Origin of the sequence: Streptomyces sp. NPDC019531 (genome assembly GCF_044903305.1) — a bacterium.
Classification (GTDB): domain Bacteria; phylum Actinomycetota; class Actinomycetes; order Streptomycetales; family Streptomycetaceae; genus Streptomyces.
Window position 1 is genome coordinate 106,782 of record NZ_JBJDQL010000004.1, and the last position, 25,289, is coordinate 132,070.

Genomic DNA, 25,289 nt, shown 5'->3' on the forward strand with positions numbered 1-25,289 from the left:
CGGGAGGCAGGGGCCCGGAACCTGGTGGGAGCGCTCCCACAACCCTGCACCTCCTATGGAAGTCAGGTCACATGGACACGTCAAGACACTGGACGTCACGGCGTTCGCCGGACGTCACCTGCTCAGCTTCTGGAACCTCCGCACCGCCAGCGGCAGGAAGATCGCCGTCAGCACCACCGGCCACACCCCGGCCATCAGCAGGGCGTGCTGCTCCACCCAGGAGTCCCCGCCGCCCACCGGCGTCCCGAACAGGTCCCGGGTCGCCGCCGCCGTGGAGGAGATGGGGTTCCACGCGGCCACCGCGCCCAGCCAGTCGGGCATCAGCTGCGGCGCCACGAAGATGCTGGAGATCATCGTCAGCGGGAAGGCGACCGCGAAGAGACCGCCCGCCGCCTCCGGGTTGGGGACCATGAGCCCGAGCCACACCCCGATCCAGATCAGCGCGAACCGGAGCCACAGCAGCAGTCCGAAGGCGGCCAGGAAGCCGATCCCGCCGTCCGGACGCCAGCCCATCGCCACCGCCGTGAGCATCATGATCGCCAACTCGGCGCAGGCGACGAGCAGATCGGTCACCCCGCGACCGGCGACCACCGCGGAGGAGGCCATCGGCATCGAGCGGAACCGGTCGATCACGCCCTTCGTGGCGTCGTACACCACGAGGGTCGCGGTGTTGATGAAGCCGAAGGCCATCGTCATCACGAACATCCCGGGCATCAGGAAGTCCTTGTAGTCCCCGCCGCCGGGCACCTGCATGGCGCTGCCGAAGACATAGCCGTAGAGCAGGACGGAGAGGATCGGGAAGCCCAACTGCCAGGCGATGTTGATCGGTTGGCGCTGATAGTGGGTGAGGCCGCGGCGGACGATGTTCCAGACGTCGGCGAGCACCCAGTAGGTGCGGCCGTGGGTGGCCTCCAGTGTGCTCATGCCGCCGTCTCCTTGGTCTCCGTGCGGTGTCCGGTCAGGCGCAGGAACACGTCGTCGAGGCTCGGCCTGCGCAGTCCGATGTCCTCGACCCTCACACCCTCGTCCTGGAGGGTGCGAGCCACCTCCGTGAGCGCCGAGACCCGGTCGACGACCGGGGCGTGCACCCGCAACTCCCCCTCCTCCGCCTCGGGTTCACCGTCGGAGACCCGGGCGACGACCTTCACCACGCGCGGGATGTCCGACCGCTCGGCGACCACGACCTCGATACGGTCGCCGCCGACCCGGTCCTTGAGTCCGTCCGGGGTGTCGTCGGCGATGGCCCGGCCCTGGTCGATGACGGTGATGCGGGAGGCGAGCTTGTCGGCCTCCTCCAGGTACTGGGTGGTCAGCAGGACCGTCGTGCCGCTGGCCACCAACGCCCTTACGGACTCCCAGACTTCGCCCCGGCTACGGGGGTCGAGCCCCGTCGTCGGCTCGTCGAGGAAGAGGACGGCGGGCGCGAGGATCATGGAGGCGGCGAGGTCGAGGCGGCGCCGCATTCCGCCGCTGTACTTGCCCACGCCCTTGTCGGCGGCGTCGGTGAGGTCGAACTGCGCCAGGAGTTCGGCGGCCCGCCGCTTGGCCCGTTTGCCGCCGAGGTGGAACAGCCGGCCGAACATCTCCAGGTTCTGCCGGCCGGTGAGGACCTCGTCCACGGCCGCGTACTGCCCGGTGAGGCCGATCCTCGACCGCACCTCGCGCGAGTGCCGGACCACGTCGAGGCCGGCGACGGTGGCCCGGCCGCCGTCCAGCCGGACCAGCGTGGACAGGATGCGGACCGCCGTGGTCTTGCCCGCGCCGTTCGGCCCGAGCAGGCCGTGCACGGTGCCCTCCCGGACGGCGAGGTCGAAGCCGTCGAGGGCGCGTTTCTCGCCGTACCGCTTCTCCAGGCCCTCGGCGTGGACGGCGTATCCGTCGTCGGTCATGGGTTCCCCCTTCTCTCCTCAACTGAGTACACCGTACCCGATTGCGCGTACGCTGTACTCAATTATTCGGCGGAACTAAGCTGCACCCATGACGAGCAGCGGGGACACCAGTGGCAGCGGGGACATCGTCCGCACGCTCGAACTGCTGTGGGACGGCACTCCGCGGCCCAGTCGGGGCCCGAAGCCGGGGCTGACCCTGGACCGGATCGTGGAAGCGGCCGTCCGGATCGCGGACGAGGAGGGGTTCGACGCGGTCTCGATGCGCCGGATCGCCACCGAGCTCGGCACCGGAGCGATGTCCCTGTACCGGTATGTGCCCGGCAAGGCCGAGCTGCTCGATCTGATGCTCGACCGCGTCCAGCGTCCCTCCGACAACCCGGCCGACCTCGGCGACGGCTCATGGCGCTCCGCGCTTGAGGCCATGGCCCGCGCCACGCTCGCCCTCTACACCCGCCACCCCTGGCTGCTCGGTGTCAACCAGGTCCGTCCGCTGCTCGGTCCGAGCGCGCTGGACGGCATGGAGAAGGTGCTCGCCCGGATCCGCCCGATGGGCCTGACCGACCCCGAGCTGGTGTCGGCGGTCATCATGGTCGACGGATACGTCGTCGGGGCCGCGCGCACCCAGGTCTACCAGCGGGAGGCGGAGCGTACATCGGGGATGACGACCGCGGACTTCTTCGCGGCCCAGGCGCCGTTCATCGAGAAGGTCATGGCCACCGGCCGCTATCCGATCCTCGGGTCCCTGGCCGAGGACACCTGGAGCCCCGAGTTCGACCACTTCGAGTTCGGGCTCCAGCGCATCCTGGACGGACTTGAGGTGTTCGTCGGCGGACGGGCGTCAGGAGGACGGGCGTCAGGAGGAACGGCGGAATAGCCGCCGCAGACCGAAGAAGGCGGCCGCGACCGCGGCCACGGCCAGGGCGCCGATCTTGAGGTCGCCGCCGGAGCCGCCGTCGCCGTCGCTGCCGGACGCCGAGGAACTCCCGCTCCCCGTGGACGACTCGGACCCGCCGTCGCCGGGCGCGTCCTGCGCCTCCACCTCGCTGTTCGCGCCCTCCATGCCGAGCAGGAGCTTGGTCCCGTCCGGGGAGTAGGAGACGGACTCGCCCTGCCCGAGGGGCACGCTGAGCCGCCCCTCCTTCTTGATGTCGCCGCCGTTCCAGTCGTACCAGATACCGCCGAAGTACCCGCGTACGGCGAGCTGTTGACCGTCCGGCGAGAACGCGGCGTCGGTGGCCCACAGGTCGACGGCCTTCACTGGCCTGAAGAGGTTGGTGCCGGAGGAGGAGAGCTTCGCGGGGCCCTCGTACAGGTGCCCGCCGTCCTCCTGCTTGTCGATGATGTAGACGCGCCCGGTCTTGGGGTGGACGACCATGGACTCGGCGTCGCGTGAGCCGTCGGAGTACTTCACGACGTACTGCGTGGCCTTGACGGACTGGTCCTTGAGGTCCTTCGGCTCGGGCAGCTTGTAGATCCACACGTACGGCCAGGTGACCCCGTCGTTGTCGCCGATGTCGCCGACCCAGATCTGGTTGTCGGGGCCGATGGAGATGGCCTCGACGTCACGCGGGGTGCCCACGCCGGTCATGGTGATCCTCGCGACCGTCTTGCCCGTGCTGCTGTCCACGGCGTAGAGGTAGGCGCCGGTGTCCTGGTCGTTGTGGGTCCAGTAGATGCCCGGGTGCCGGCGGGAGGCCGCGAGGCCGCTGGACTCGGTGATCCGGGGGTCGGAGATCGTGAATCCCTGGTCCCCGTCGTCGGCGGAGGCGGGCGCGGCGGCGGGCAGGGTGAAGGCGCCCACGAGCAGGGTCCCGGCGAGGAGGGCGAAGGGTCGACGCATGCCCCAAGCCTGCCATCCGGCTCCGCCGGGCGGGCCTGACGGGCGGACACGGCCGCGTCGGGTGGCAATCTTCACAGCCCCGAGATGCGCAAGATCTGTTACCCGTCGGTAAGAATCACCGATGATGAGCGCATGCTGCGATTCATGCCCGTCGGCGACTCCATGACCATCGGCAGCGCGGGCGAGCACACCTGGCGTTACCGGATGTGGCAGCACCTGCGCGACACGTACGGCGGTCCGTTCGCCGTGGTGGGCCCGCGCGAGACGCTGTACGACAAGGCGGCCGACGCGCCCACGTCGTACGAGTACGCCGACCCCGACTTCCCGCGGGCCCACCTGGCCGGCTGGGGCGAGGGCTGGCTGCACATGACCCCGCTGATCGGCGAGGCGGTCCGGGCGCACCGCGCGGATGTGCTCCTGGTGTCGCTGGGCCTGATCGACCTCGGTTTCTACACCAACGCCGAGCAGACGGCGGAGAACGTACGCGCCTTCGTCGCCGAGGCCCGCCGGGCCAACCCGCGGATCCGGATGACCGTCCTCCCCGTGATCCCCAACATCCGGGCCGAGTCGGACGCGCCCTTCGCGACCGAGGTCAGCCGCTTCAACGAGCTGCTGGCCAAGGCGATCGCGGACCTCGACGAACCCCGCTCCCCGCTGCTGCAGGGCTCGCCCCCGTCGTCGTACGACATCAACCACGACACCTACGACGGCACCCACCCGAACGCGAGCGGCGAGCACAAGATCGCGGCGGCCTTCGCGGAGGCGATGCACCAGGCGTGGGATCTGGGCGGGCCGTACGAGGCGGCGGGCTGAGAGCGTGTGACACGGGCTCCGAGAGCCTTTGACACACGCTCTGAGGGAATACCGGTCCGCCCCGGGGCCGTTGAAGGCGCCGCCCTGTCCCCGTGAGGAAGCGCGGTGAGCTCGTGATGAAGGCGGTGCGGTTCCACGAGTACGGCGGGATCGATGTGCTGCGGGTCGAGGAGGTGGCGCGGCCCTCGCCAGGACCCGGGCAGGTGCTGGTCGAGGTGCGGGCGGCCGGGATCCAGCCCGGCGAGGTGATGATCCGCGAGGGCGCACGGCACGACCGCTGGCCGGCGACGTTTCCCTCCGGGCAGGGCAGTGATCTGGCCGGTGTGGTGGTGGAGACGGGCCCGCAGGTGCGCGGGTTCGCGGTGGGCGACGAGGTGCTGGGCTTCACCCACCAGCGGGCGAGCCACGCCGAGTTCGTCGTGGCCGATGACGTGAACCTGGTCTCCCGTCCGCCGGGCCTGCCCTGGGAGGTGGCCGGGTCCCTGTACGTGGCCGGTACGACCGCCTACGCGAGCGTGTTCGCCGTGGACCCCGTACCCGGTGACACGGTCGTGGTGTCCGGTGCGGCGGGTGGTGTCGGGTCGCTCGCGGTGCAGCTCGCGCGGCGGCGCGGCGCCACGGTGATCGGGCTGGCGAGCGGGCGCAACCACGCCTGGCTGAAGGAGCGCGGTGTCGTCCCGGTCGAGTACGGGGAGGGCGTGGCCGAGCGGATCAGGAGGGCCGCGGGCGGGAACGTCGACGCGTTCGTCGACACCTTCGGCGACGGCTATGTGGAGCTGGCGCTGGAGTTGGGTGTGCGGCCCGAGCGGATCAACACGATCCGCGACTGGCGGACCGCGGCCAGGGTCGGTGCGCGGACCTACGGGGAGGGCTCGGCAGCCTGCGCGGTCGTGGTCAGCGAACTCGCCCGGCTCGTCGCACGCGGGGAGCTGGAGGTGCCGGTCTCCCTTGTCCACCCGCTGGCGGAGGTGCGGGAGGCGTTCCGTGCACTGGAGCGCGGCCACACCCACGGCAAGATCGTGCTCCGGCCATGACATCACCGCACGTGGAACGGGCGGCGCACTCCGACGAGTTGTCGATGTACGCCGCCCTGGGGGTGGGAGCCGGCCCGCGCCGTCATGGCGGTTACCTCGGGTCGGCGTTGAACCTCGCGGTCGACCAGCGGTAGCCGAGGACCGCGAGGCCGAGGCACCAGGCGACGGCGAGCCAGCCGTTGTGGCCGATCTCCGTGCCGAGGAGCAGTCCGCGCAGGGTCTCGATGGCCGGGGTGAAGGGCTGGTACTCGGCGATCGGCTGGAACCAGCCCGGCATCGCGTCGACCGGGACGAACGTGCTGGAGATGAGCGGCAGGAAGATCAGGGGCATCGCGTTGTTGCTCGCGGCCTCGGCGTTGGGGCTGACCAGGCCCATGCCGACGGCGATCCAGGTGAGTGCCGTGGCGAAGAGCACGAGCAGTCCGAAGGCCGCGAGCCACTCCAGGGCGGTGGCGTCGGTGGAGCGGAAGCCGATGGCCACGCCGACGGCGCCTACGAGGACCACGCTGATGATCGACTGGAGCACGCTGCCGACGACGTGTCCGACGAGCACCGATCCCCGGTGGATCGCCATCGTCCGGAAGCGGGCGATGATGCCCTCGGTCATGTCGTTGGAGACGGAGACCGCCGTCCCGATGGTGGTGCTGCCGATGGTCATCAGCAGCAGGCCCGGGACGAGATACGCGATGTAGTCGGAGCGGTCGCCGCCGCCGATGCCCGCGCTCATGGTGTCGCCGAAGATGTAGACGAAGAGCAGCAACAGCATGATCGGGGTGAGCAGCAGGTTCAGGGTGAGGGAGGGGTAGCGGCGGGCGTGCAGGAGGTTGCGGCGCAGCATCGTGGACGAGTCGCGTACCGCGAGGGCGAGGGTGCTCATCGGGCGGTCTCCTTGGGCTGGTCGGTGCCGGTGAGGGCGAAGAACACGTCGTCGAGGTCGGGCGTGTGCACGGACAGTTCGTCGGCCTCGACGCCGGCCGCGTCGAGCCAGTCCAGTACGGCGCGCAGCTCGCGCTGGCTCCCGTCGCTCGGGATCTGCAGGGTGAGGGCCTCGTCGTCCCGAGTGGTCTCGCGCAGGGAGGTCGCCGCTCGTTCGTAGGGCGCGGGGTCGGAGAAGCGCAGCCGTACATGGCCGCCGGGAACCAGCCGCTTCAGCTCGGCGGCGCTGCCCTCCGCGACGATCCTGCCGCCGTTGAGGACGGCGATGCGGTCGGCGAGCTGGTCCGCCTCCTCCAGGTACTGGGTGGTGAGGAAGACCGTCACCCCGTCCGAGACCAGCTCCCTGATGATCTGCCACATGGTGTGACGGGAGCGCGGGTCGAGACCGGTGGTCGGCTCGTCGAGGAAGATGATCCGCGGGCCGCCGACCAGGGTCATGGCGATGTCGAGGCGGCGCTTCATGCCACCGGAGTAGGTGGCGGCGGGCTTCTTCGCCGCCTCGGTGAGATCGAAGCGCTCCAGCAGTTCGGCGGCGACCCGGCGCCCCTCGCCCTTGGCGAGGTGGTGCAGGTCCGCCATGAGGAGCATGTTCTCCTCGCCGGTGATCAGACCGTCCACCGCGGAGAACTGGCCGGTGACACCGATGGCGGCCCGCACCGCCTGCGCCTCGGCGGTGAGGTCGTGGCCGCCGACCCGTGCCTGGCCGCCGTCGGCGGAGATCAGCGTGGACAGGATGTTGACCACCGTGGTCTTGCCCGCGCCGTTCGGGCCGAGCAGGGAGAAGATCGTGCCGACGGGCACCTGGAGGTCGATGCCGTCCAGGACGGTCTTGTCGCCGTAGGACTTGCGCAGCCCGCTCGCGGCGATGGCCAAGCTGGTCATGAGGAGTGCTCCTTGTCGGGTCCGCGGGTCAGAGGCTGCGGGCGGTGATGTCGCCGTGGGCGGTGGTGGCGCGGATGTTCAGGCCGGCGGAGGCGCCTTCGGTGTTCTTGAGGGCGTTGCGGATACGGCCGTAGGAGGTGCTGGCGTCCAGGGAGGCGGAGGCCTCGGAGGCGGCGTCGACGGAGATGTCGCCCATCTGGGTGGTCAGGACGACCGTGCCGTCGACCGCCTCGGCGATCCGGATGTCGCCGCGCTGCGTGCTGATCTGGGCGGGGCCGGTGAGACGGCCGACCGTGACGTCGCCGTCGGCGGCGGTGAGGCGGAGGCTCGCGGCCTCGTCGATCTTCACCGGGCCGTGGGCGCCCTCGAAGACGACGTCGCCGAGGCGTCCGACGGCCCGGAACTCGGCGGCGGCCGCCTTCGCCTCGACCCGGGAGCCGGCCGGCAACTGGACGGTGATCCGGACGGACCCGGAGGGGCCGAAGTACTGGTTCCTGGCCTCCGGGGCCGTGATCCGCAGCACCCCGTCGTCGCCGAGGACGACCTCGATCTGCTCCGCCGCCTTCGCGTCCCGGCTCTTGCCGGCGTCGGCGGGCAGGACCTCGACGGTGGTGTCGGAGCGGTCGGCGGCGATGAACTGGACGCGCCCGGCGGGGATGTCCAGAACGGCGGTCACGGGGGTGGTGGTGTCGAACTTCTGCATCTTGTTCTCCTGCACTCGCGGCTGTTTCTGATGAACGAAAAGCTACGTTGCATTCACAGAACTGGCAACGCATTCGTTGCATAGAAACGGCATCACAGCAGGTAAACGGTTCATTTTCATTGCAACGGTTCTGAAATTAACGCAACACCAGATGCCCGATCGTTGCAATAGCTCGCGAGTGAACGCTATGCTCCCGGCATCACGCACCACGAAGGAGACCGCGATGCCGGGAGGCAGGCTCACCCAGCAGGAACGTCAGCAGATCGCGCTGGGACTGGCCGACGGCCTCGCCTACGCGGAGATCGCCCGACGCCTGGACCGCCCCACCTCGACCATCACGCGCGAGGTGATGCGCAACGGCGGCCCCACCGCCTACCGCGCCGACCTCGCCCACCGCGCCACCGAACGCCGCGCCCACCGCCGCCGCCAGACCGCGCCCCGCTCGCCGGGCGCACCCGAACTCGCGTACGGACGCGACCCCGAGGCGGTGCGCGAGTACGAGGAGACGTTCACCACCGTGCTCATGCAGAGCGGCGCGCCCAAGATGATGTCCAGGGTGCTGACCTGCCTCTACACAAGCGACACCGGCAGCATGACCGCCGCCGAACTCGTCCGGCGCCTTGAGGTCAGTCCGGCGTCCATCTCCAAGGCCATCACCTTCCTGGAGGGCCAGGGCCTGGTGCGCAGGGAGCGCGACGAACGCCGCCGCGAGCGCTATGTCGCCGACGACGACGTCTGGTACCAGTCCATGATCGCCAGCGCCCGCGGCACCATCCAGCTCGCCGAGACCGCCCGCCAGGGCGTGACCGTCCTCGGCCCCGGCACCCCGGCCGCCGTCCGCCTCGAAAACGTCGCCCGCTTCCTCGACTTCGTCTCCGAGAGCATCACCCGCGCCGCGGACCAGGCCCGCGAAGTCCTCCACACCAAGTCCGAGACGGCTCCGGACGCCACGGACTGAGCCCGCTCAACTCCGCCCGCCGTACTGACGCGCGACAACATCCTCGGCGTCCGCTCGGAGGAGGGGGACGGGATCGAGTTCGGGCATGTGTTCCTCTCCGCGTGTCCTGGTGACCGTGCGTATCGTTGTACCGCGCGGCTGCACCTGTCCGTGGGGCAGCCGGGGAGGAGCGCCACGATGACCGTCCTTCCAGACAGGATCGAGATGGCCGACGCCGACGCCAATACCGAGCGCCTGGACGAGTGGTTCGAGCGGCTTGAGCGTATGCCCGTCCCCGAGGGATACAGGGTCGAGATCGTCGGGGGCAACGTTCATATGACGCCGCAGCGGGACACCCACTGGGAGATCATCCGCAAGTTCCTTTGGGCTCTCGAAGACAGGTTCGGGAGGAAGGTCAAGGTGTTCTCGGACGTTCGCATCGACTTCCCCGGCCACGAGAACGGCTTCTGCCCGGACGTCGCTCTGCTCAAGGACTCCGCGAAGAAGGACGCCACGGGCCACTGGCGTTATCAGGACGTCCAGTTCGTCGCAGAGGTCATCTCCAAAGGCACGGCCGACAACGACTACGTCCCGAAGAGGCTCGCGTACGCGGAGGCCGAGGTCCCCCTCTACGTCATCGCCGATCCCTACCAGGGCCGGTGTCACGTCTACACCAACCCCAAGAGCGGGGACTACGAGGACCCGCAGCGGGTGGACTTCGGCACCGACATCGACCTGACCGGCACGGTGATCGACCTCGTCCTCAAAACCGATGAGTTCCCCCGCGACTGACTGACAGAATCCGTCGCATGGCGATCATCCACCACACCACGCTGAAGCCCACCAAGCTGGAACTGCTCACCACCTGGCTGCCCACCCGCCCCTGGTACGCCGGTGCCGGTGCACCGGAGTTGACCAAGGCCGGCGGGTTCCGGCTGGACGACCCGGAGGGCGAGGTCGGGATCGAGTTCATGGTGGCCCTCGACACCTCCGGCCCCGAGCCCGTCGCCTACCACGTCCCCCTCACCTACCGCGCCGCCCCGCTCCCCGGCGCGGACCACGCCCTCGTCGGCACCATGGAACACGGCGTCCTGGGACCCCGCTGGGCCTACGACGGCCTCCACGACACCGTCCTGCGCACCGAACTCCTCGCCCTGTTCGAGGGCCGCGCCCAGGCCATGGCCCAGAGCATCAGCGACACCCCCGACCACGAGGTCACCCACTCCTGGACCGGTCCCGCCCTCCCGACCGGCCCCGCCCAGGTCACCGAGGACCGGGACGGCACCGAGCTCGCCCTCCCGGACGGCACGGTCCTCCACGTCCACCGGATCCTGTCGCCCACGGCCCCCGAAGGACCGTCCGGCCAGGTCTCCGGCGCCTGGGACGCCCCGGACGGCACCCGCGTGCGATCCGTGTTCGCGAGCCTGCGCACCCCCTGAGAACAAGGCATGTCACAGCGGAGGCAGCTGTCTCGTCCCGGGGAGTGACGGCAAGCCCCGACCAAGGAGTGGACGATGAACCTCGCGCTGTGGATCGCCGCCGGACTGCTGGCCGCCGTGGCCCTGACCGGCGGCATCACCAAGACCTTCGTGCCCAGGGAGAAGCTGGCCGCGGCCCACGGCGGAGGCTGGACCGGGGACGCCAGTACGGCCTTCGTCAAGGGCCTCGGCATCCTCGAACTCCTCGCCGCGGCAGGCCTGGTGCTGACCGCCGCGCTCGACATCGCACCGGTGCTGGTCCCCGTGACCGCCGTCTGCTGGGTCCTCCTGATGATCGGCGCGATGATCACCCACGGCCGCCGCGGCGAATCCGCCCTCGTGGCCGTGAACCTGGCCTACCTCGCGCTCGCGGTGTTCATCGCGTGGGGCCGCTTCGGCCCCGAGTCCTTCACCGGCTGACCCACGACCACCAGGGAACAGGCATTGACCAGGACCGAGGAGTTCCAGGAGCTGCGGCCGCTGCTGTTCTCCATCGCCTACCGCATCCTGGGCAGCGTCGGCGAGGCCGAGGACGCCGTCCAGGAGACCTGGCTGCGCTACGAGTCCACCTCGACCGAACCCAGGTCGGTGAAGGCCTACCTCTCGGCCACGGTGACCCGTCTCTCCATCGACGTACTGCGCTCGGCCCGGGTCCGCCGGGAGCAGTACGTCGGCGACTGGCTGCCCGAACCGCTCCTCGACGACCCCTACGACGACCCCGAGCGGGCGGCCGAACTCGCCGACTCGGTGTCGATGGCGGCCCTGCTGCTGCTTGAGCGGCTCAGCCCGCTGGAGCGCGCGGTGTTCGTGCTGAGGGAGGTCTTCGACTTCGGCTTCCCCGAGGTCGCGTCGGCGGTGGGCCGCTCCGAGGCGGCCTGCCGCCAACTCGCCTCCCGGGCCCGGCGCCACATGGCGGCGGGCCGCCCCCGCTTCGAGGCCGCCCGGGAGGAGCGTGAGGAACTGGCGTCCCGCTTCTTCGACGCCCTGCGCGAAGGCGACGTCAAGGGCCTCCAGGGACTCCTCGCCACCGACGTCTCGATGGTCGGCGACGGCGGCGGCAAGGCACCGCAGCTGGCCAGGGCGATCACCGGCGCGTCGAACGTGGCGCGACTGCTCGGCTCGGTCTTCCCGCGGATGGCCCACGTCGAGGTGACCTTCACACCGCACGAGCTCAACGGCCAACCGGGCGCGATCTTCCACGACCGTGACGGCAAGGTCCTCCACACTCTGGCCCTCGACATCCTCGACGGCCGCGTCCAGACGATCCGCACGGTGATCAACCCCGACAAACTCGGCCATGTGGGCCCGGTGGCGGACGCGTGGGCGATCCACCGGGAGATCCAGGCGACCCGCCCGGACATGTGACCAGGACCGGTGGTTGGGGGGACTCCGCCGCCCGCCGGTTCGCACCCGATTCCCCGTCCGCTTGACGCATTCCGATATGGGAATACGATGGCTGCCATGGCACGAGCAGCGACGACGTCGGACGCGTTCAACGCGATCGCCGAGCCGCAGCGCCGGGACATCCTGGCGCTGCTGCGGGCGGGTGAGCGGCCGGTGAGCGACCTGGCCCAGGAGCTGGGGATGAGCCAGCCGGGGGCGTCCAAGCACCTGCGGGTCCTCCGGGAGGTGGGGCTGGTGCGGGTCCGCGGGGCGGGCAAGCAGCGCCTCTACGGCCTGGACGCCCGCGGGCTGCGGCCGGTCCACGAGTGGGTCGGCGGATTCGAGCGGTTCTGGAACGAGAGTTTCGACCGGCTGGACACCTACGTGCAGGACCTCAAGCAGACACCGCAGGAGGACTGACCGATGGCAGGAGCAAGCCACGAGACGCGGGCGGAGCAGGCGACGGCCGACCAGGAGATCGTGATCTCCCGGGTCATCGACGCCCCGCGGGAGCTGGTGTTCGAGGCGTTCACCGAGGTCCGGCATCTGTCGCGGTGGTGGGGTCCGGAGGGGTTCACCACCACCACGCGGTCCTTCGAGTTCCGCGAGGGCGGGGAGTGGGTCTTCGTGCTGCACGGGCCGGACGGGACCGACTACCCCGAGTGGATCCGCTGGCTGCGGATCACCCCGCCCGAGCGGATCGCGCTGCTGCACGGTGAGTCCCGCGACGACCCGAACGCCTTCGAGTCGCTCCTGACCTTCGCGCCGGACGGCGCGGCGACCCGGATCGTGATGCGCACGGTGTTCCCCACCAAGGAAGCGCGCGACGAGGCGGTCGAGAAGTACCACGCGATCGAGGGCGGCCGGCAGACGCTGAACAACCTGGCGGCCTACGTCGCCGACCTCGCACGGAAGGGGGCGGAGGGCTGATGGCCGGGAAGGTGTTCTTCAGTGTGTCGATGTCGCTGGACGGCTTCATCGCGCCCGAGCCGGTGCCCGCTCAGGACGAGCTCTTCGCGCCCGAGAGACAGGGCGACCCGGACGTTCAGCGCTGGATGGCGCAGTGGACGGAGCTGCAGCAGTGGGCGTTCCCGCTGCGGTTCTTCCGGGAGAACCTGAAACTGGGCGAGGGCGGCGAGGAGGGCCTTGACAACGACATCGCGCGGAAGACGTTCGAGCGCACCGGCGCGAGTGTCATGGGCAAGCGCATGTTCGACCTCGGCGAGCGGTCATGGCCGCGGGAGGCGCCCTTCCACACCCCGGTCTTCGTCGTGACGCACACCAGGCGCGACCCGTGGGAGCGGCCCGGCGGCACCACGTTCCACTTCGTCGACGACGGCATCGAGCACGCACTCGACCAGGCCCGCGCCGCCGCCGGCGACCGCGACGTCCGCATCGCGGGGGGCGGCGCGACGATCCTGGAGCACCTCAACGCCGGTCTGGTCGACGAGTTCTCGATCACGCTGTCACCGGTGCTGTTCGGCACCGGCACCCGCCTGTTCGACGGCGTGGACGCGTCCAAGGTCGCGCTGGAGCCGATCCGTTCGGAACCGTCGTCGCGGGTGACCCACCTGACCTACACCGTGCACCCGCGGTAGCCGACCGACGCTCACGCGCGTCCCGTGACCTCCGGAGCTGGACCCTCAGCTGACCTGGTGCACCCTCTGCGTGGTCAGTTCATAGCGTGCCCCCACGATCGCCAGCGACCCCGAGTCCACCTTCGCGGCGAGATCCGGTTCCGCCGCGAGCCGTGACCGGATCAGCCGTATGTTCGCGTCGATCGTCGAGTCGATGCGCGCGTCACCGGATTTCGTGCGGTCGATCGCGGGGCTGATCTGGTCGGCCAAGTACTGGATGTGGGCCGGTAGTTGCTCCCCCGACTCGTCCGCCTGGACCGTGGCCTTCACGGCTCCGCAGGACTGGTGGCCGAGCACCATGAGCAGCGGTATCCCCAGTTCGAGCACGCCGTAGGCCAGGCTGCCGAGTACGGCCTCGTCGAGGACCTGCCCGGCACTGCGGACGACCATGAGGTCGCCGAGCCCCTGGTCAAAGACCAGTTCGGGGGCGACCCGGGAGTCGATGCAGCTGAGGACGAGGGCGAAGGGGTGCTGCTCGGTCGTCAGCGCCTGCCGGACCGCGTACGTCTCGTCGGGGTGCCGTTCCCGATACGTGCGCCAGCGCCGGTTGCCCGCGGCCAGCTCGCGCAGGGCTTCCTCAGCGGTGGTGGGCCGCTTGCCGGGAGCGGCGGCAGCGGGCGCGGCGACGGCGAGGCCGGTGCCGAGGACCGCGGTTCCGGTGACGGCAGCGCGCAGGACGGAGCGCCGCGCGGTTCTGTGGGGTTCGTGATCTGAGTTCACGGACGGGAACGTACGTCCGAATCAGCGGCTCTCCCCTCGGCTTGCGAAATCATGGCCGGACGTTGAACCGCTCTTGGTACGGGCGGCGATCGCTTGCCTAGAGCGCACTCCACACCGTTGGCTAGGTGGTCATGAAGTACACGCAACTCGGACGCACGGGCCTCAAGGTCAGCCGACTCGTCCTCGGCACCATGAACTTCGGACCGCAGACGAACGAGGCGGACAGCCACGCGATCATGGACGCGGCTCTGGACGCCGGCATCAACTACTTCGACACCGCCAACGTGTACGGCTGGGGCGAGAACAAGGGCCGTACCGAGGAGATCATCGGCAACTGGTTCGCGAAGAGCGCCGCGAACCGCGACAGGACCGTCCTCGCCACCAAGGTCTACGGCAACATGGCCGCCGACGGCGGGGCCTGGCCGAACCACGACAAGCTCTCCGCTCTGAACATCCGGCGGGCCGTGGACGCCTCGCTCAAGCGCCTGCGGACGGACTACATCGACATCTACCAGTTCCACCACGTCGACCGCGCCACCCCGTTCGAGGAGATCTGGCAGGCGATCGACACCCTGGTCCAGCAGGGCAAGATCCTTTACGTCGGGTCCTCCAACTTCCCCGGCTACAAGATCGCCCAGGCCAACGAGATCGCCGCCAGGCGGGGCGGCACCATCGGTCTCGTCAGCGAGCAGTGCCTCTACAACCTCGCCGAGCGGCGCGCGGAGATGGAGGTCATCCCGGCCGCGCAGGAGTACGGCCTCGGAGTGATCCCCTGGTCCCCGCTGCAGGGCGGTCTGCTCGGCGGGGTCATCAAGAAGGAGGTCGAGGGCGGGCGCCGTGCCTCGGGCCGCGCCGCCGACACCCTCAAGGACCCGGCCAAGCGCGCCCAGGTCCAGTCGTACGAGGACCTGCTGGAGAAGCACGGCCTGGAGCCCGGCGAGGCAGCCCTGGCCTGGCTCCTCACCCGTCCCGGCGTCACGGGCCCGATCGTCGGCCCGCGCACCGCCGAACAACTGGAGTCCGCGCTGCGGGCGGTCGAGCTGGAGCTGAGCGGGGAGATCCTGGCCGGCCTGGACGAGATCTTCCCGGGCACGGGTCCTTCGCCGGAAGCCTTCGCCTGGTAGCAGCGCCCCGACAGGGGCGCGGGGCGGAGTCGATATGGGGCTCCGCCCCGCGGGCGCGACCAGCCACGACGGGCCCGCGCCAAGAATCTGGCCGCAGTTCGCCTACCTGCCGAGGGCCGCAGCAAGGGCAACAACGACGAACATCATCACAAGCACACCGGCCATGATCCGGTTCCGCGTCTTCGGGTCCACGTATCGAGCCTAACCGCCCCCATTCAGCGCCCAACGCCCGACCACCTCATAGCGGGGCTGCTCCCCCGGCCCCCCGGACGTCGGCAGATTGCTCCGCACCAGCGCCAGCTCGTCGACGGTCCAGCTCCGGCTCACAAACCCCTCCAGCGCCTCCAGATACGGCCGTACATCAAAGGCCTCGCGGCTGCGCGCCACGGTCAGGTGAGCCCTGTACCGCCGATGCTCCCCCATCTCCACCCCCGCCTTCCGCGCCGCCGCCTCCGCCCGCCCGGCCAGCAGCCGCAGTACCGGCAGCTCGCCGGAGGCGCCCGCCCACAACGCCCGCCCGTGCCCGAACTGCCCACCGCCGCGCAGGGCCAGCGGAAAGCGAGGGGTCCGCCGAGCCGCCCGCTCCAGCCGCACCGACAGCTCCGGTACGACGTCGTCGTCGACCCCGCCGTAGAAGGCGAGCGTGAAGTGCCAGCCGGGGCGGCCGGTCCAGCGCAGGGAGTCCGCGCCGGGCAGCTTCTTCAGCCGCGCGACCTCGGCGGCCAGTTCGTGGGCGACTTCCTCAGGAGGCAGCACGGCGGCGAACAGTCTCATGCGCCCAGTCTCACTGCCGCACCCACGCGTGACCCGGTCACCGTGCGTATCGTTGTACTGCGCGGCTGTCCGTGACCGAGCGGCGGTCGGGGAGGAGCGCCACGATGACCGTCCTTGACGACAGGATCGAGATGGCCGAAAGCAGTGACGAGCTCACACTCGACACGATGTTCGGGTGGCTGGAGAAGATGCCCATCCCCGAGGGATACAAGACCGAAATCGTCGGGGGGCAGATCTGTATGTCGCCGCAGCGCCGCACTCACTGGCAAATCATCTTCGACATCCTCGACCAACTGCGCAGTCGATATCCCCGGCAGCGTCTGATGTCCGACGTACGCATCGACTACCCCGGTCGGCTCAATGGGTTCGCCACCGACGTGACCCTGATCGCCGACGACGCACACGTGGACGACAAGGGCCGCTGGCACTACAAGGACGTCGAATTCGTCGCCGAAGTCATCTCCAAGGACACCGCTGCCAACGACTACGGCCCGAAGAAGACCGCCTACGCCCTCGCCGATGTGCCGGTGTACCTGATCGTGGACGCGTACAGCGGCAAGTGGCACCTGCACACCCAGCCGAAGGACGGCGAGTACCGAGGCGAGCTCAGCCTCGACTTCGGCGACGCGATCGACCTGACCGGCACAGTGGTCGGCCTCGTCCTCAAGACCGACGAGTTCCCCCGCGACTGACCCGGACGCCATCCCTACGCCGCCGGAGCCAGCTGTTCCTGCACCTCGCGCGGGACGAACCGCACCTTCGGGTGGCCTCGGTGCCAGCCCACCGACAGCCGCAGGTTGCCGACCCTGGCCAGGACCAGGCCGATCGTCACGGCCGCCGCCGCGGCGATCGCGCCGCCCACCGCGAGGCCGGCGCGGACGCCGTACGCGTCGGTGACCCAGCCGGCGATCGGGGCGCCCACCGGGGAGCCGCCCATGAACACCATCATGTACAGGGACATCACCCGGCCCCGCATGGCCGGGTCGGTGCCCATCTGCACGCTGGTGTTCGCGGTGACGTTGACCGTCATGCCGAACATCCCGATCGGGGCCATGAGCAGGGCGAACAGCCACAGCGAGGGGGCGGTCGCGGCCACGATCTCCAGCGCGCCGAAGGCCACCGCGCCCACCACGAGCACCCGCATCCGTGCGGTTCCGCGCCGGGCCGCGAGCAGGGCGCCTGCGAGGGAGCCGACGGCCATCAAGGTGTTGAAGAGGCTGTAGGAGCCGGCGCCCGCGTGGAAGACGTCATCGGCGAAGGCGGAGAGATAGACGGGGAAGTTGAAGCCGAAGGTGGAGACGAACCCGACGAGGACGATGGTCCAGATCAGCTCGGGGCGTCCGGCCACGTAGTGGAGCCCCTCCCTCAGCTGTCCCTTGCTGCGCGGGGCACGCTCGACGGCGTACAACTCACGTGCCCGCATCATCATCAGGCCGACGAGCGGCGCGACGAAGGACAGGCCGTTGGCGAGGAACGCCCAGCCGGTGCCGACGCCGGTGATCATGACGCCCGCGACGGCGGGGCCGACCAGACGGGCCGACTGGAAGTTCGCGGAGTTCAGGCTGACCGCGTTCTGCAGCTGGTCGGGGCCGACCATCTCGGAGACGAAGGACTGACGCGCCGGGTTGTCGACGACGGTCGCGAGGCCTACGGCGAAGGCGGCGACGTAGACGTGCCAGACCTGGACGTGGCCGGTCAGGGTGAGGACGGCGAGCGCGATGCCGGTGGCGCCCATCGCGGACTGCGTGAACAGCAGCGCGCGGCGCTTGGGCAGCCGGTCGACGAGGACACCGCCGTAGAGGCCGAAGAGCAGCATCGGCAGAAACTGCAGGGCCGTTGTCACACCGACGGCGGTGGCGGAGCCGGTGAGGCTGAGCACCAGCCAGTCCTGAGCGATGCGCTGCATCCAGGTGCCGATGTTGGAGACGACCTGGCCGACGAAGAACAGGCGGTAGTTCCTGACCTTCAGCGAGCTGAACATGGAGGACTTGCGGGTTCTGGGGGTGGGCGAGGTGTCGAGGGTGGTCGGTGCGGGTGCGGAGTCTGCTCCGGGTCCCGTACTCAAAGTGTTCGCCTCCTGGTTGCGGCTTAAAGGTGTGCGAGCTTCTCCAGCACGGGGGCGGCTTCGCGCAGTTTCGCCCACTCGTCCTCGTCGAGGCCGTCGACCAGGGTGGCCAGGAAGGCGTTCCGCTTGGCGCGGCTCTCCGCGAGCATGGCCTCGGCCTGCTCGGTCTTCGTGACGACCTTCTGGCGCCGGTCCTCGGGGTGCGGCTCCAGACGGACCAGTCCCTTGGCCTCAAGCAGCGCCACGATGCGGGTCATCGACGGCGGCTGGACGTGCTCCTTGCGGGCGAGCTCGCCCGGCGTGGCCTGTCCGCAGAGGGAGAGGGTGCCCAGCACCGACATCTCGGTGGGGCTCAGTGACTCGTCGACCCGCTGGTGCTTGAGCCGACGGGACAGTCGCATCACGGCTGATCGCAGGGAGTTCACGGCGGCAGCGTCGTCGCCATGGGTAAGGTCCGACATCTCCTTAGCGTAACTCATTACTCTCGCTAAACAAGCTGGCGTGCGCACAGATTCCCGTGACTCCGGCCACTGAAACCCGATCTTCACCCATACGAGTGAGTCGGCAGCGGAACGTGAACGGCGCTCCCCGTCGGCGGCGACCCTCGGTTCATGGGGACAAGCGTGCTCAGCCTGCGGATAGACGGGGAGCTGCTCGATCGGCTCCGGGACCATGCGGCCAAAAGGGGAATGAGCGTCCAGGACTATGTGATCCGGACGCTCATTCGAGACGACTTCGACGAGCGGTTCCAGTCCGCCGTCGACGAGACAGAGAAGTTCTACGGGGTCACGTGAGAGCCGGTCACGTCAGGCCCAGCGCCGGCATCAGGTAGTAGAAGCCGAACACCGCGGCCACGACATACATCGGCACCGGAACCTCCCGGCCCCGGCCGGCCGCCAGGCGCAGCACCACGAAGGTGATGAAGCCCATGCCGATGCCGTTGGTGATGGAGTAGGTGAACGGCATCATCACCATCGTCACGAAGGCCGGGATCGCGATGGTGTGGTCGGCCCAGTCGATGTCCCTGACCGAGTTCGCCAGGATCATGAAGCCCACCGCGAGCAGTGCGGGGGTTGCCGCCTGGGACGGGACCATCGTGGCGACGGGCGTGAGGAACAGCGCGATCGTGAAGAGTCCGCCGGTGACGACATTCGCGAAACCGGTGCGCGCTCCCTCGCCGACACCCGCCGTCGACTCCACGAACGCCGTAGTCGCCGACGACGAGCTCGCACCGCCCGCGGCGACCGCGAGGCCGTCCACGAAGAGCACCTTGTTGATGCCGGGCATCTGGCCCTGGGCGTCGGTCAGCTTGGCCTCGTCGGAGACGCCCATGATCGTGCCCATCGCGTCGAAGAAGCACGACAGCAGGACCGTGAAGACGAAGAGGACGCCGGTCAGCACGCCGACCTTGTCGAAGCCGCCGAAGAGGCTGACCTTGCCGAGCAGACCGAAGTCCGGGGTGGCGACCGGGTTGCCGGGCCACTTGGGAGTGGTCAGGCCCCAGGACGGGACCGTGGCGACGGCGTCGATGATCACCGCGAGGACCGTCATCGTGACGATCGAGATCAGGATCGCGCCGGAGACCTTGCGGACGATCAGCGCGAGGGTGAGCAGGGCGCCCAGGATGAAGACCAGCACCGGCCAGCCGTTGAGGTGACCGTCGCCGCCGAGCTGGAGCGGGACGGTGGTCTGGGCGGCGTCCGGGATACGGGAGACGAAGCCGGAGTCCACCAGCCCGATCAGCATGATGAACAGGCCGATACCGATCGAGATCGCCTTGCGCAGTCCGAAGGGCACCGCGTTCATCACACGCTCGCGCAGGCCGGTGGCGACCAGCAGCATCACGATGAAGCCGGCCAGGACGACCATGCCCATCGCGTCCGGCCAGGACATCCGGGGCGCGAGCTGGAGCGCGACGACCGAGTTCACGCCGAGGCCCGCGGCAAGGGCGATCGGGACGTTGCCGACCACGCCCATGAGCAGCGTGGTGAAGGCGGCGGTCACGGCGGTCGCGGTGACCAGCTGGCCGTTGTCCAGCTGATGGCCGTACATGTCCTTGGCGCTGCCGAGGATGATCGGGTTCAGCACGATGATGTAGGCCATCGCGAAGAACGTGGCGAAGCCGCCCCGGATCTCCCGAGGCAGACTGCTGCCCCTCTCGGAGATCTTGAAGTAGCGGTCGAGGGCGGTCGGCATTGGATGTTCCTACGAGCAGAAGTGGACAGGCACAAACCGTTTCAGTATGAACGTATAACTTCGACCATGGCCATCTCCGCGCGTAGATGTGATCGCCTCGTAAGCTGTCCCCATGGACGTGTTCTCTTCGGGATCCTTCAAGCACGAGGCACCGGAGCCCCTGGAGGGCCCCGTGGTCGCCACGATCACCGGCGGCACGATCCTGTGGTTCGTCCTCTTCCTGGTGCAGCTCCCCTTCTACGGCTGGTTCGCGGACCACGACCGCACCTGGTGGCTGTGGACCTGCCTCGCCGGAGGTGTGCTGGGGATCTACGGCACCTGGTACGTACGGAAGCGGGACGCGGCCATCAAGAAGGCGGCGGCCGAGTCTGCTGCCGAGTGAGGAGCGTCCCCTAGTACCACGGCATCACACACCCTCGGCCGTCTCCTCCCCAGGTCGGAACTTCCGCCCACTCGGCGAGTGAAGCCGCAAAACCGCACGTACCGTCGAATGCATGACGCACATCGACGCGGGCGCCGAACTCGACCCCACGACGGCCCTGTCTCCGGCGGTGACCGGCCTCACCGCGGCCGAGGTCGCCGAGCGGGTGACGCGGGGCCAGGTCAACGACGTGCCGGTGCGCAGCAGCCGGACCCTGGCGGAGATCGTCCGGGCGAACGTCTTCACCCGGTTCAACGCGATCATCGGTGTGCTCTGGCTGATCATGATGTTCGTCGCGCCGTTCCAGGACAGCCTGTTCGGGTACGTCATCCTCGCCAACACCGGGATCGGCATCGTCCAGGAGTGGCGGGCCAAGAAGACCCTCGACTCGCTCGCGGTGATCGGCGAGGCCAGGCCGACCGTACGACGGGACGGGACCGCCGCCGAGGTGAGCACGTCGGAGATCGTCCTCGACGACCTCATCGAGATCGGGCCCGGCGACAAGGCCGTCGTGGACGGGGTGTGCGTCGAGGCCGACGGCCTGGAGATCGACGAGTCGCTGCTGACCGGCGAGGCCGACCCGGTGGTGAAGCGGCCCGGGGACGACGTGATGTCCGGGAGTTTCGTGGTCGCCGGCGGCGGCGCCTTCAAGGCGACCAAGGTGGGCCGCGAGGCCTACGCCGCCCAACTCGCCGAAGAGGCCTCCCGTTTCACCCTGGTCCACTCCGAACTGCGCTCCGGCATCTCCACGATCCTCAAGTACGTGACGTGGATGATGGTCCCGACCGCGATCGGCCTGATCATCAGCCAGTTGTTCGTGAAGGACAACGACCTCAAGGACTCGATCGCGCGCACGGTCGGCGGGATCGTCCCGATGGTCCCGGAGGGACTCGTCCTGCTGACCTCCGTCGCCTTCGCCATCGGTGTCATCCGGCTTGGCCGGAAACAGGCCCTCGTCCAGGAACTCCCGGCCATCGAGGGCCTCGCCCGCGTCGACACGGTCTGTCTCGACAAGACCGGCACCCTCACCGAGGGCGGCATGGACGTCACCGAGCTCAGGCCGCTGAAGGGCGCCGACGAGTCGTACGTACGCAGGGTCCTGGGCGCCCTCGGCGAGTCCGACCCGCGGCCCAACGCCTCGCTCCAGGCGATCATCGACACCTATCCGGACGCCGAGGAGTGGCGCTGCACCGAGTCGCTGCCCTTCTCCTCCGCCCGCAAGTACAGCGGCGCCTCCTTCAGCGAGGACGGCGGCGAGGCCAGTTCGTGGCTGCTGGGGGCACCGGACGTGCTCCTCTCCCCCGGCGACCCCGCCCTCGCCGAGACCGGGAGGCTCAACGAACAGGGGCTCAGGGTGCTGCTGCTGGCCCGGGCCGTCCGGGACCTCGACGATCCCGACGTGGCCCGGGGAGCGCGGCCGACCGCCCTCGTCGTACTGGAACAGCGGCTGCGCCCCGACGCGGCCGACACTCTGCGGTACTTCGCCGAGCAGGACGTGCGCGCCAAGGTCATCTCCGGGGACAACGCGGTGTCGGTGGGGGCGGTGGCGGCCAAGGCGGGGCTGAACGGCAGCGCGGTGGACGCGCGGCGGCTGCCCGCCGACCAGGACGGGATGGCGGAGGCGCTCGACGAGGGCACGGTGTTCGGGCGGGTCACCCCGCAGCAGAAGCGGGACATGGTGGGGGCGCTGCAGTCACGCGGGCACACGGTCGCGATGACCGGAGACGGGGTGAACGACGTACTCGCCCTCAAGGACGCCGACATCGGCGTCGCGATGGGCTCCGGGTCCGAGGCCACCCGGGCGGTCGCGCAGATCGTGCTGCTCGACAACAGCTTCGCGACCCTGCCGTCCGTCGTCGCCGAGGGCCGGCGGGTCATCGGCAACATCACCAGGGTCGCGACCCTGTTCCTGGTGAAGACCGTGTACTCGGTACTGCTGGCGATCCTCGTGGTGTGCTGGCAGGTCGAATACCCCTTCCTGCCACGGCACCTGACCCTGCTGTCGACGCTGACCATCGGTGTGCCGGCCTTCTTCCTCGCCCTCGCGCCCAACACCGAACGCGCTCAGCCGCACTTCGTGCGGCGGGTGATGCGGTACTCGATCCCGGGCGGGGTGGTCGCGGCGATCGCGACCTTCGTGACCTATCTGATCGCCCGTCACCACTACACGGGGTCGGGCGCGTTGGACGCGGAGACCAGTGCGGCGACGCTGACCCTGTTCCTGATCTCGATGTGGGTGCTGGCGATCATCGCCCGCCCGTACACCTGGTGGCGTCTCGCGTTGGTCGCCGCGATGGGCCTCGGGTTCGTCCTGGTCCTGGCCGTGCCCTGGCTCCAGGACTTCTTCGCGCTGAAGCTGGTCGGGGTGACGATGCCGTGGATAGCGGTGGGGATCTCGGTGGTGGCGGCGGCCACCCTGGAACTCCTGTGGAGGTGGGTGGACCGCCGCGGTTCCGCTTAGCGCTGGGCTTCAGCCGGGACCGTTCCGTCGAGTGTCGTCCGCGGATGCGTCGTGGCTGGTCGCGCCGTTCCCCGCGCCCCAGTGGGGCGCGGTCTACTGGACGTCGACGAAGTCGCCCGCCGCGCTCACGGACGAGGTCGTCGTCGTGCCCGCGAAGCTGTAGCGGTAGTAGCCGTCAGCCGTCGCCGTGGTCGTCGTCCTCAGCGTGCCCGTGGACGTCGTCTTGATGGTCTTGAGGGTCGTGTAGGTGCTGCTGCCCTTCTTCTTGAACTGGAGCTTCACCGGCTGGGTCGAGTAGCCCGCGTTCTTGTTGGTGTCCCAGTTGGCGCGGGCCAGCTTGCCCGTGACGGTGATCGTCTTGCCCTTCTTCACCGGCTCCGGAGAGGCGTCGGTGGTGAGGGTGGCCTTGCGCTGGAGCTTGGTGGTGCCGAGGTTGCCCTGCCAGGTCATGCCACCGTCGGCGTTGACCGCGACCGCGCCCAGCTTCCAGCTGCCCGCCTCGCTGCTGATCAGGTCGCCGGTCGCGTCGGAGCCCTTGGGGCGGAACTGGATCTTCGCCGTGCACTTCAGCACCGTCGAGGAGGACGCCGTGCAGGTGCCGGGCTCGTCGCCGCCGAGCGGGTCGGAGTTCAGGCTGAGGGTGGCGCCGCGGTAGAGGACGGGCCCGCTCTGGAAGGAGCTCGCGCTGAGACTCGCGGGCTTCGTCACGGTGTAGGTCGCCGTGACCGTGACCTGGGCCGTGGGGCCGACCACGATGTTCTTGCCGCCGTTGACCTTGAGCTGGGAGAAGGTGACGGCGGGCCCGGCCGTGGCGGCCTGGGCGGCCGGCACGGCGAGGGCGGAGAGTGCCACGGCGCCGGAGGCGGCGAGGACGAGGGCGCGTATGCGCATGTGCGTTCCCCATGAGGAGAGAAGTGATCTTGGAGTCTGATGACTCAGTGACAAGATCGCTTGCTCATGGGGCAGGTTGTACGCGTGGGGCGTGATTTTGTTCGCACATGCGCAACGCTTTACTTCAGGCCGACTTGCTCGACTTACCTGACGTCGATGAAGTCACCCGCGGCGTTGACCGCCGGCGTGGTGGAGGTGCCCGCGAAGCTCCAGCGGAAGAACCCGTCGACCGTGGCCTTCACCGTGGTCTTCAGGTCGCCCTTGGTGTTGGTCTTGACGGTCTTCACCGTGGTGTAGGTGCTGGAGTTCTTCTTGCGGAACTGCAGCTTCACCGGCTGGGTCGAGTAACCGGCGTACTTGTTGGTCTCCCAGTTGGCCCGGGTCAGCTTGCCCGTGACGGTGATCGTCTTGCCCTTCTTCACCGGCTCGGGGGCGGCGTTGACGGTGAGCTTGGACAGGCGCTGGACGCGGTGGGTGCTGTAGAAGTCGTTCCAGTAGATGCTGCCCGCCTCGTCGGCGGCGAACGCTGCGGCGGTCACGTGCCAGGTGCCGGCCAGCGAGTTCATGAACAGCTCTCGGAGCGGGTCGACCGTGATGGTCAGCTTGCAGTTCGAGGTCGTGGCGCTGACCGGGGTGCAGGCGGCGGTCTGCTCGTTCGGCCCGAACACGCCGTCGACGTGGGCGCGGTCCTTGCCGTGCCACAGGTCGATGTACGCGTCCTGGACACCGGCGGAGTGACTGGCGGTCAGCGACACCGTGTAGGTCTTGGCACCCGTCGTACCGGCCACGATGTCCTTGCCATCGTTGACCTTCACGTTGGAGACGACCGGCAGTTCCTCGTCGGCGGCGGCACTCATCGTGGCTCTGGAGACGCCGAAACGCTCCGCGGCACTGGGTTTGTGGACGCCCCCGCCGTCGGCCTGCGCGGCCGGGACGGCGAGGGCGGACAGGGCCAGGGCACCGGAGACGGCGGCCACGGTGGTGCGTGCGCGCATGGGTTCCCCCCAGGGAGTGGTCGTGAGCCTGACGGCCTCGTGGGGTCAGATGCGCGCTCGCCGTGATGCGTTGCAGGGGACCGGGAAAATCTTCCACGGGCCGTCCGCCA

Annotated in this window: 29 protein-coding genes; 16 read left to right on the forward strand and 13 right to left on the reverse strand. The window is 69.4% G+C overall.

All coding sequences use genetic code 11. The features are described 5' to 3' along the window. Positions 1-114 precede the first annotated feature (114 nt). Together ACI2L1_RS06715 and ACI2L1_RS06720 are read right to left on the reverse strand one after the other, a co-directional pair. Positions 115-924, reverse strand: a complete 810-nt coding sequence (locus ACI2L1_RS06715; RefSeq protein WP_404738222.1) for an ABC transporter permease — start codon at positions 922-924, stop codon at positions 115-117. Continuing rightward, positions 921-1,889, reverse strand: a complete 969-nt coding sequence (locus ACI2L1_RS06720; protein ID WP_404738223.1) for an ATP-binding cassette domain-containing protein — start codon at positions 1,887-1,889, stop codon at positions 921-923. Before ACI2L1_RS06720 ends, ACI2L1_RS06715 begins: the two co-directional genes overlap by 4 nt. Positions 1,890-1,977: 88 nt before the next feature. Here ACI2L1_RS06720 and ACI2L1_RS06725 point away from each other — a divergent pair, with 88 nt between their 5' ends. Next, on the forward strand, positions 1,978-2,763 hold the full coding sequence (locus ACI2L1_RS06725; protein ID WP_404738224.1) for a TetR/AcrR family transcriptional regulator: 786 nt from the start codon (positions 1,978-1,980) through the stop codon (positions 2,761-2,763). Here ACI2L1_RS06725 and ACI2L1_RS06730 read toward each other — a convergent pair. After that, a complete protein-coding gene (locus ACI2L1_RS06730) occupies positions 2,743-3,729 on the reverse strand; it encodes a WD40 repeat domain-containing protein (RefSeq protein WP_404738225.1) in 987 nt (328 codons plus the stop codon). The genes ACI2L1_RS06725 and ACI2L1_RS06730 overlap by 21 nt on opposite strands. Positions 3,730-3,861: 132 nt before the next feature. Between ACI2L1_RS06730 and ACI2L1_RS06735 the strand changes: the two genes are divergently transcribed. Both ACI2L1_RS06735 and ACI2L1_RS06740 read left to right on the forward strand, forming a co-directional pair. Next, entirely contained in the window at positions 3,862-4,542 is a 681-nt protein-coding gene (locus ACI2L1_RS06735; RefSeq protein WP_404738226.1) for a GDSL-type esterase/lipase family protein, read from the forward strand. Between the two features lie 116 nt (positions 4,543-4,658). Continuing rightward, positions 4,659-5,576 carry an NADP-dependent oxidoreductase gene (locus ACI2L1_RS06740; RefSeq protein ID WP_404738450.1) on the forward strand — a complete coding sequence of 306 codons (918 nt, stop codon included), beginning with the start codon at positions 4,659-4,661 and terminating at the stop codon, positions 5,574-5,576. Positions 5,577-5,667: 91 nt separating this feature from the next. On the opposite strand, the gene ACI2L1_RS06745 is transcribed toward ACI2L1_RS06740, so the two are convergent. Genes ACI2L1_RS06745 through ACI2L1_RS06755 form a run of 3 tightly spaced genes read right to left on the reverse strand, consistent with a single transcriptional unit; the run spans position 5,668 to position 8,097 of the window. Continuing rightward, entirely contained in the window at positions 5,668-6,453 is a 786-nt protein-coding gene (locus ACI2L1_RS06745; protein ID WP_404738227.1) for an ABC transporter permease, read from the reverse strand. Beyond that, positions 6,450-7,394, reverse strand: coding sequence for an ATP-binding cassette domain-containing protein (locus ACI2L1_RS06750; RefSeq protein ID WP_404738228.1), 945 nt, complete (start codon positions 7,392-7,394; stop codon positions 6,450-6,452). Before ACI2L1_RS06750 ends, ACI2L1_RS06745 begins: the two co-directional genes overlap by 4 nt. Before the next feature lie 28 nt (positions 7,395-7,422). Then, positions 7,423-8,097 (reverse strand): DUF4097 family beta strand repeat-containing protein, encoded by a 675-nt coding sequence (locus ACI2L1_RS06755; RefSeq protein WP_404738229.1) that lies wholly within the window; start codon positions 8,095-8,097, stop codon positions 7,423-7,425. A 223-nt stretch (positions 8,098-8,320) separates the two neighbouring features. On the opposite strand from ACI2L1_RS06755, the gene ACI2L1_RS06760 reads away from it, so the two are divergent. The 8 genes from ACI2L1_RS06760 to ACI2L1_RS06795 all read left to right on the forward strand — a co-directional run bounded on the left by ACI2L1_RS06760 (position 8,321) and on the right by ACI2L1_RS06795 (position 13,493). Beyond that, entirely contained in the window at positions 8,321-9,055 is a 735-nt protein-coding gene (locus tag ACI2L1_RS06760; protein ID WP_404738230.1) for a helix-turn-helix domain-containing protein, read from the forward strand. 177 nt (positions 9,056-9,232) lie between these two features. Further along, positions 9,233-9,826: a Uma2 family endonuclease gene (locus ACI2L1_RS06765; protein WP_404738231.1), complete on the forward strand. Its 594-nt coding sequence runs from the start codon at positions 9,233-9,235 to the stop codon at positions 9,824-9,826. A gap of 17 nt (positions 9,827-9,843) precedes the next feature. Continuing rightward, positions 9,844-10,473, forward strand: a complete 630-nt coding sequence (locus ACI2L1_RS06770) for a 1,4-alpha-glucan branching protein (RefSeq protein ID WP_404738232.1) — start codon at positions 9,844-9,846, stop codon at positions 10,471-10,473. A 75-nt stretch (positions 10,474-10,548) separates the two neighbouring features. Then, positions 10,549-10,932 carry a DoxX family protein gene (locus ACI2L1_RS06775; RefSeq protein WP_404738233.1) on the forward strand — a complete coding sequence of 128 codons (384 nt, stop codon included), beginning with the start codon at positions 10,549-10,551 and terminating at the stop codon, positions 10,930-10,932. Positions 10,933-10,956: 24 nt separating this feature from the next. After that, complete coding sequence (locus ACI2L1_RS06780) at positions 10,957-11,877, forward strand: RNA polymerase sigma-70 factor (RefSeq protein ID WP_404738234.1); 921 nt, start codon at positions 10,957-10,959, stop codon at positions 11,875-11,877. Between the two features lie 96 nt (positions 11,878-11,973). Next, complete coding sequence (locus ACI2L1_RS06785) at positions 11,974-12,315, forward strand: ArsR/SmtB family transcription factor (RefSeq protein WP_404738235.1); 342 nt, start codon at positions 11,974-11,976, stop codon at positions 12,313-12,315. A gap of 3 nt (positions 12,316-12,318) precedes the next feature. Continuing rightward, positions 12,319-12,825 (forward strand): SRPBCC family protein, encoded by a 507-nt coding sequence (locus tag ACI2L1_RS06790; protein ID WP_404738236.1) that lies wholly within the window; start codon positions 12,319-12,321, stop codon positions 12,823-12,825. Continuing rightward, positions 12,825-13,493 (forward strand): dihydrofolate reductase family protein, encoded by a 669-nt coding sequence (locus ACI2L1_RS06795; RefSeq protein WP_404738237.1) that lies wholly within the window; start codon positions 12,825-12,827, stop codon positions 13,491-13,493. The genes ACI2L1_RS06790 and ACI2L1_RS06795 overlap by 1 nt, the downstream gene beginning before the upstream one ends. A gap of 45 nt (positions 13,494-13,538) precedes the next feature. On the opposite strand, the gene ACI2L1_RS06800 is transcribed toward ACI2L1_RS06795, so the two are convergent. Beyond that, positions 13,539-14,252 carry a carbonic anhydrase gene (locus ACI2L1_RS06800; RefSeq protein ID WP_404738238.1) on the reverse strand — a complete coding sequence of 238 codons (714 nt, stop codon included), beginning with the start codon at positions 14,250-14,252 and terminating at the stop codon, positions 13,539-13,541. A gap of 131 nt (positions 14,253-14,383) precedes the next feature. On the opposite strand from ACI2L1_RS06800, the gene ACI2L1_RS06805 reads away from it, so the two are divergent. Further along, the gene (locus ACI2L1_RS06805) at positions 14,384-15,376 is read left to right on the forward strand and encodes an aldo/keto reductase (RefSeq protein WP_404738239.1); all 993 of its coding nucleotides are present in this window, start codon (positions 14,384-14,386) and stop codon (positions 15,374-15,376) included. Between the two features lie 201 nt (positions 15,377-15,577). Here the strand turns inward: ACI2L1_RS06805 and thpR are convergent, their stop codons facing one another. Then, positions 15,578-16,150 (reverse strand): RNA 2',3'-cyclic phosphodiesterase, encoded by a 573-nt coding sequence (gene thpR / locus ACI2L1_RS06810; protein WP_404738240.1) that lies wholly within the window; start codon positions 16,148-16,150, stop codon positions 15,578-15,580. Between the two features lie 104 nt (positions 16,151-16,254). Here thpR and ACI2L1_RS06815 point away from each other — a divergent pair, with 104 nt between their 5' ends. After that, complete coding sequence (locus tag ACI2L1_RS06815; protein ID WP_404738241.1) at positions 16,255-16,842, forward strand: Uma2 family endonuclease; 588 nt, start codon at positions 16,255-16,257, stop codon at positions 16,840-16,842. A 14-nt stretch (positions 16,843-16,856) separates the two neighbouring features. Here the strand turns inward: ACI2L1_RS06815 and ACI2L1_RS06820 are convergent, their stop codons facing one another. Further along, positions 16,857-18,215, reverse strand: coding sequence for an MFS transporter (locus ACI2L1_RS06820; protein ID WP_404738242.1), 1,359 nt, complete (start codon positions 18,213-18,215; stop codon positions 16,857-16,859). Positions 18,216-18,238: 23 nt separating this feature from the next. Beyond that, complete coding sequence (locus ACI2L1_RS06825; protein ID WP_404738243.1) at positions 18,239-18,676, reverse strand: MarR family winged helix-turn-helix transcriptional regulator; 438 nt, start codon at positions 18,674-18,676, stop codon at positions 18,239-18,241. A 150-nt stretch (positions 18,677-18,826) separates the two neighbouring features. Here ACI2L1_RS06825 and ACI2L1_RS06830 point away from each other — a divergent pair, with 150 nt between their 5' ends. After that, positions 18,827-19,009 carry a ribbon-helix-helix protein, CopG family gene (locus ACI2L1_RS06830; protein WP_404738244.1) on the forward strand — a complete coding sequence of 61 codons (183 nt, stop codon included), beginning with the start codon at positions 18,827-18,829 and terminating at the stop codon, positions 19,007-19,009. Positions 19,010-19,016: 7 nt separating this feature from the next. Here the strand turns inward: ACI2L1_RS06830 and ACI2L1_RS06835 are convergent, their stop codons facing one another. After that, positions 19,017-20,411 carry an NCS2 family permease gene (locus ACI2L1_RS06835; protein WP_404738245.1) on the reverse strand — a complete coding sequence of 465 codons (1,395 nt, stop codon included), beginning with the start codon at positions 20,409-20,411 and terminating at the stop codon, positions 19,017-19,019. Positions 20,412-20,523: 112 nt separating this feature from the next. On the opposite strand from ACI2L1_RS06835, the gene ACI2L1_RS06840 reads away from it, so the two are divergent. Together ACI2L1_RS06840 and ACI2L1_RS06845 are read left to right on the forward strand one after the other, a co-directional pair. Beyond that, the gene (locus ACI2L1_RS06840; protein WP_404738246.1) at positions 20,524-20,793 is read left to right on the forward strand and encodes a DUF2530 domain-containing protein; all 270 of its coding nucleotides are present in this window, start codon (positions 20,524-20,526) and stop codon (positions 20,791-20,793) included. A gap of 112 nt (positions 20,794-20,905) precedes the next feature. Continuing rightward, the gene (locus ACI2L1_RS06845; RefSeq protein ID WP_404738247.1) at positions 20,906-23,293 is read left to right on the forward strand and encodes a cation-translocating P-type ATPase; all 2,388 of its coding nucleotides are present in this window, start codon (positions 20,906-20,908) and stop codon (positions 23,291-23,293) included. Between the two features lie 93 nt (positions 23,294-23,386). Here ACI2L1_RS06845 and ACI2L1_RS06850 read toward each other — a convergent pair whose 3' ends face one another. Both ACI2L1_RS06850 and ACI2L1_RS06855 read right to left on the reverse strand, forming a co-directional pair. Next, on the reverse strand, positions 23,387-24,184 hold the full coding sequence (locus ACI2L1_RS06850) for a hypothetical protein (protein ID WP_404738248.1): 798 nt from the start codon (positions 24,182-24,184) through the stop codon (positions 23,387-23,389). Between the two features lie 143 nt (positions 24,185-24,327). Next, a complete protein-coding gene (locus ACI2L1_RS06855) occupies positions 24,328-25,179 on the reverse strand; it encodes a DUF5707 domain-containing protein (RefSeq protein WP_404738249.1) in 852 nt (283 codons plus the stop codon). Positions 25,180-25,289: the final 110 nt, after the last annotated feature.

What these genes read in the sequence shown, in the direction of transcription:
- ACI2L1_RS06715 (WP_404738222.1), bottom strand. Translation starts at nt 924, where the DNA reads ATGAGCACACTGGAGGCCACCCACGGCCGCACCTACTGGGTGCTCGCC.
- ACI2L1_RS06720 (WP_404738223.1), bottom strand. Translation starts at nt 1,889, where the DNA reads ATGACCGACGACGGATACGCCGTCCACGCCGAGGGCCTGGAGAAGCGG.
- ACI2L1_RS06725 (WP_404738224.1), top strand. Translation starts at nt 1,978, where the DNA reads ATGACGAGCAGCGGGGACACCAGTGGCAGCGGGGACATCGTCCGCACG.
- ACI2L1_RS06730 (WP_404738225.1), bottom strand. Translation starts at nt 3,729, where the DNA reads ATGCGTCGACCCTTCGCCCTCCTCGCCGGGACCCTGCTCGTGGGCGCC.
- ACI2L1_RS06735 (WP_404738226.1), top strand. Translation starts at nt 3,862, where the DNA reads ATGCTGCGATTCATGCCCGTCGGCGACTCCATGACCATCGGCAGCGCG.
- ACI2L1_RS06740 (WP_404738450.1), top strand. Translation starts at nt 4,659, where the DNA reads ATGAAGGCGGTGCGGTTCCACGAGTACGGCGGGATCGATGTGCTGCGG.
- ACI2L1_RS06745 (WP_404738227.1), bottom strand. Translation starts at nt 6,453, where the DNA reads ATGAGCACCCTCGCCCTCGCGGTACGCGACTCGTCCACGATGCTGCGC.
- ACI2L1_RS06750 (WP_404738228.1), bottom strand. Translation starts at nt 7,394, where the DNA reads ATGACCAGCTTGGCCATCGCCGCGAGCGGGCTGCGCAAGTCCTACGGC.
- ACI2L1_RS06755 (WP_404738229.1), bottom strand. Translation starts at nt 8,097, where the DNA reads ATGCAGAAGTTCGACACCACCACCCCCGTGACCGCCGTTCTGGACATC.
- ACI2L1_RS06760 (WP_404738230.1), top strand. Translation starts at nt 8,321, where the DNA reads ATGCCGGGAGGCAGGCTCACCCAGCAGGAACGTCAGCAGATCGCGCTG.
- ACI2L1_RS06765 (WP_404738231.1), top strand. Translation starts at nt 9,233, where the DNA reads ATGACCGTCCTTCCAGACAGGATCGAGATGGCCGACGCCGACGCCAAT.
- ACI2L1_RS06770 (WP_404738232.1), top strand. Translation starts at nt 9,844, where the DNA reads ATGGCGATCATCCACCACACCACGCTGAAGCCCACCAAGCTGGAACTG.
- ACI2L1_RS06775 (WP_404738233.1), top strand. Translation starts at nt 10,549, where the DNA reads ATGAACCTCGCGCTGTGGATCGCCGCCGGACTGCTGGCCGCCGTGGCC.
- ACI2L1_RS06785 (WP_404738235.1), top strand. Translation starts at nt 11,974, where the DNA reads ATGGCACGAGCAGCGACGACGTCGGACGCGTTCAACGCGATCGCCGAG.
- ACI2L1_RS06790 (WP_404738236.1), top strand. Translation starts at nt 12,319, where the DNA reads ATGGCAGGAGCAAGCCACGAGACGCGGGCGGAGCAGGCGACGGCCGAC.
- ACI2L1_RS06795 (WP_404738237.1), top strand. Translation starts at nt 12,825, where the DNA reads ATGGCCGGGAAGGTGTTCTTCAGTGTGTCGATGTCGCTGGACGGCTTC.
- ACI2L1_RS06805 (WP_404738239.1), top strand. Translation starts at nt 14,384, where the DNA reads ATGAAGTACACGCAACTCGGACGCACGGGCCTCAAGGTCAGCCGACTC.
- thpR (WP_404738240.1), bottom strand. Translation starts at nt 16,150, where the DNA reads ATGAGACTGTTCGCCGCCGTGCTGCCTCCTGAGGAAGTCGCCCACGAA.
- ACI2L1_RS06815 (WP_404738241.1), top strand. Translation starts at nt 16,255, where the DNA reads ATGACCGTCCTTGACGACAGGATCGAGATGGCCGAAAGCAGTGACGAG.
- ACI2L1_RS06825 (WP_404738243.1), bottom strand. Translation starts at nt 18,676, where the DNA reads ATGTCGGACCTTACCCATGGCGACGACGCTGCCGCCGTGAACTCCCTG.
- ACI2L1_RS06830 (WP_404738244.1), top strand. Translation starts at nt 18,827, where the DNA reads ATGGGGACAAGCGTGCTCAGCCTGCGGATAGACGGGGAGCTGCTCGAT.
- ACI2L1_RS06835 (WP_404738245.1), bottom strand. Translation starts at nt 20,411, where the DNA reads ATGCCGACCGCCCTCGACCGCTACTTCAAGATCTCCGAGAGGGGCAGC.
- ACI2L1_RS06840 (WP_404738246.1), top strand. Translation starts at nt 20,524, where the DNA reads ATGGACGTGTTCTCTTCGGGATCCTTCAAGCACGAGGCACCGGAGCCC.
- ACI2L1_RS06845 (WP_404738247.1), top strand. Translation starts at nt 20,906, where the DNA reads ATGACGCACATCGACGCGGGCGCCGAACTCGACCCCACGACGGCCCTG.
- ACI2L1_RS06850 (WP_404738248.1), bottom strand. Translation starts at nt 24,184, where the DNA reads ATGCGCATACGCGCCCTCGTCCTCGCCGCCTCCGGCGCCGTGGCACTC.
- ACI2L1_RS06855 (WP_404738249.1), bottom strand. Translation starts at nt 25,179, where the DNA reads ATGCGCGCACGCACCACCGTGGCCGCCGTCTCCGGTGCCCTGGCCCTG.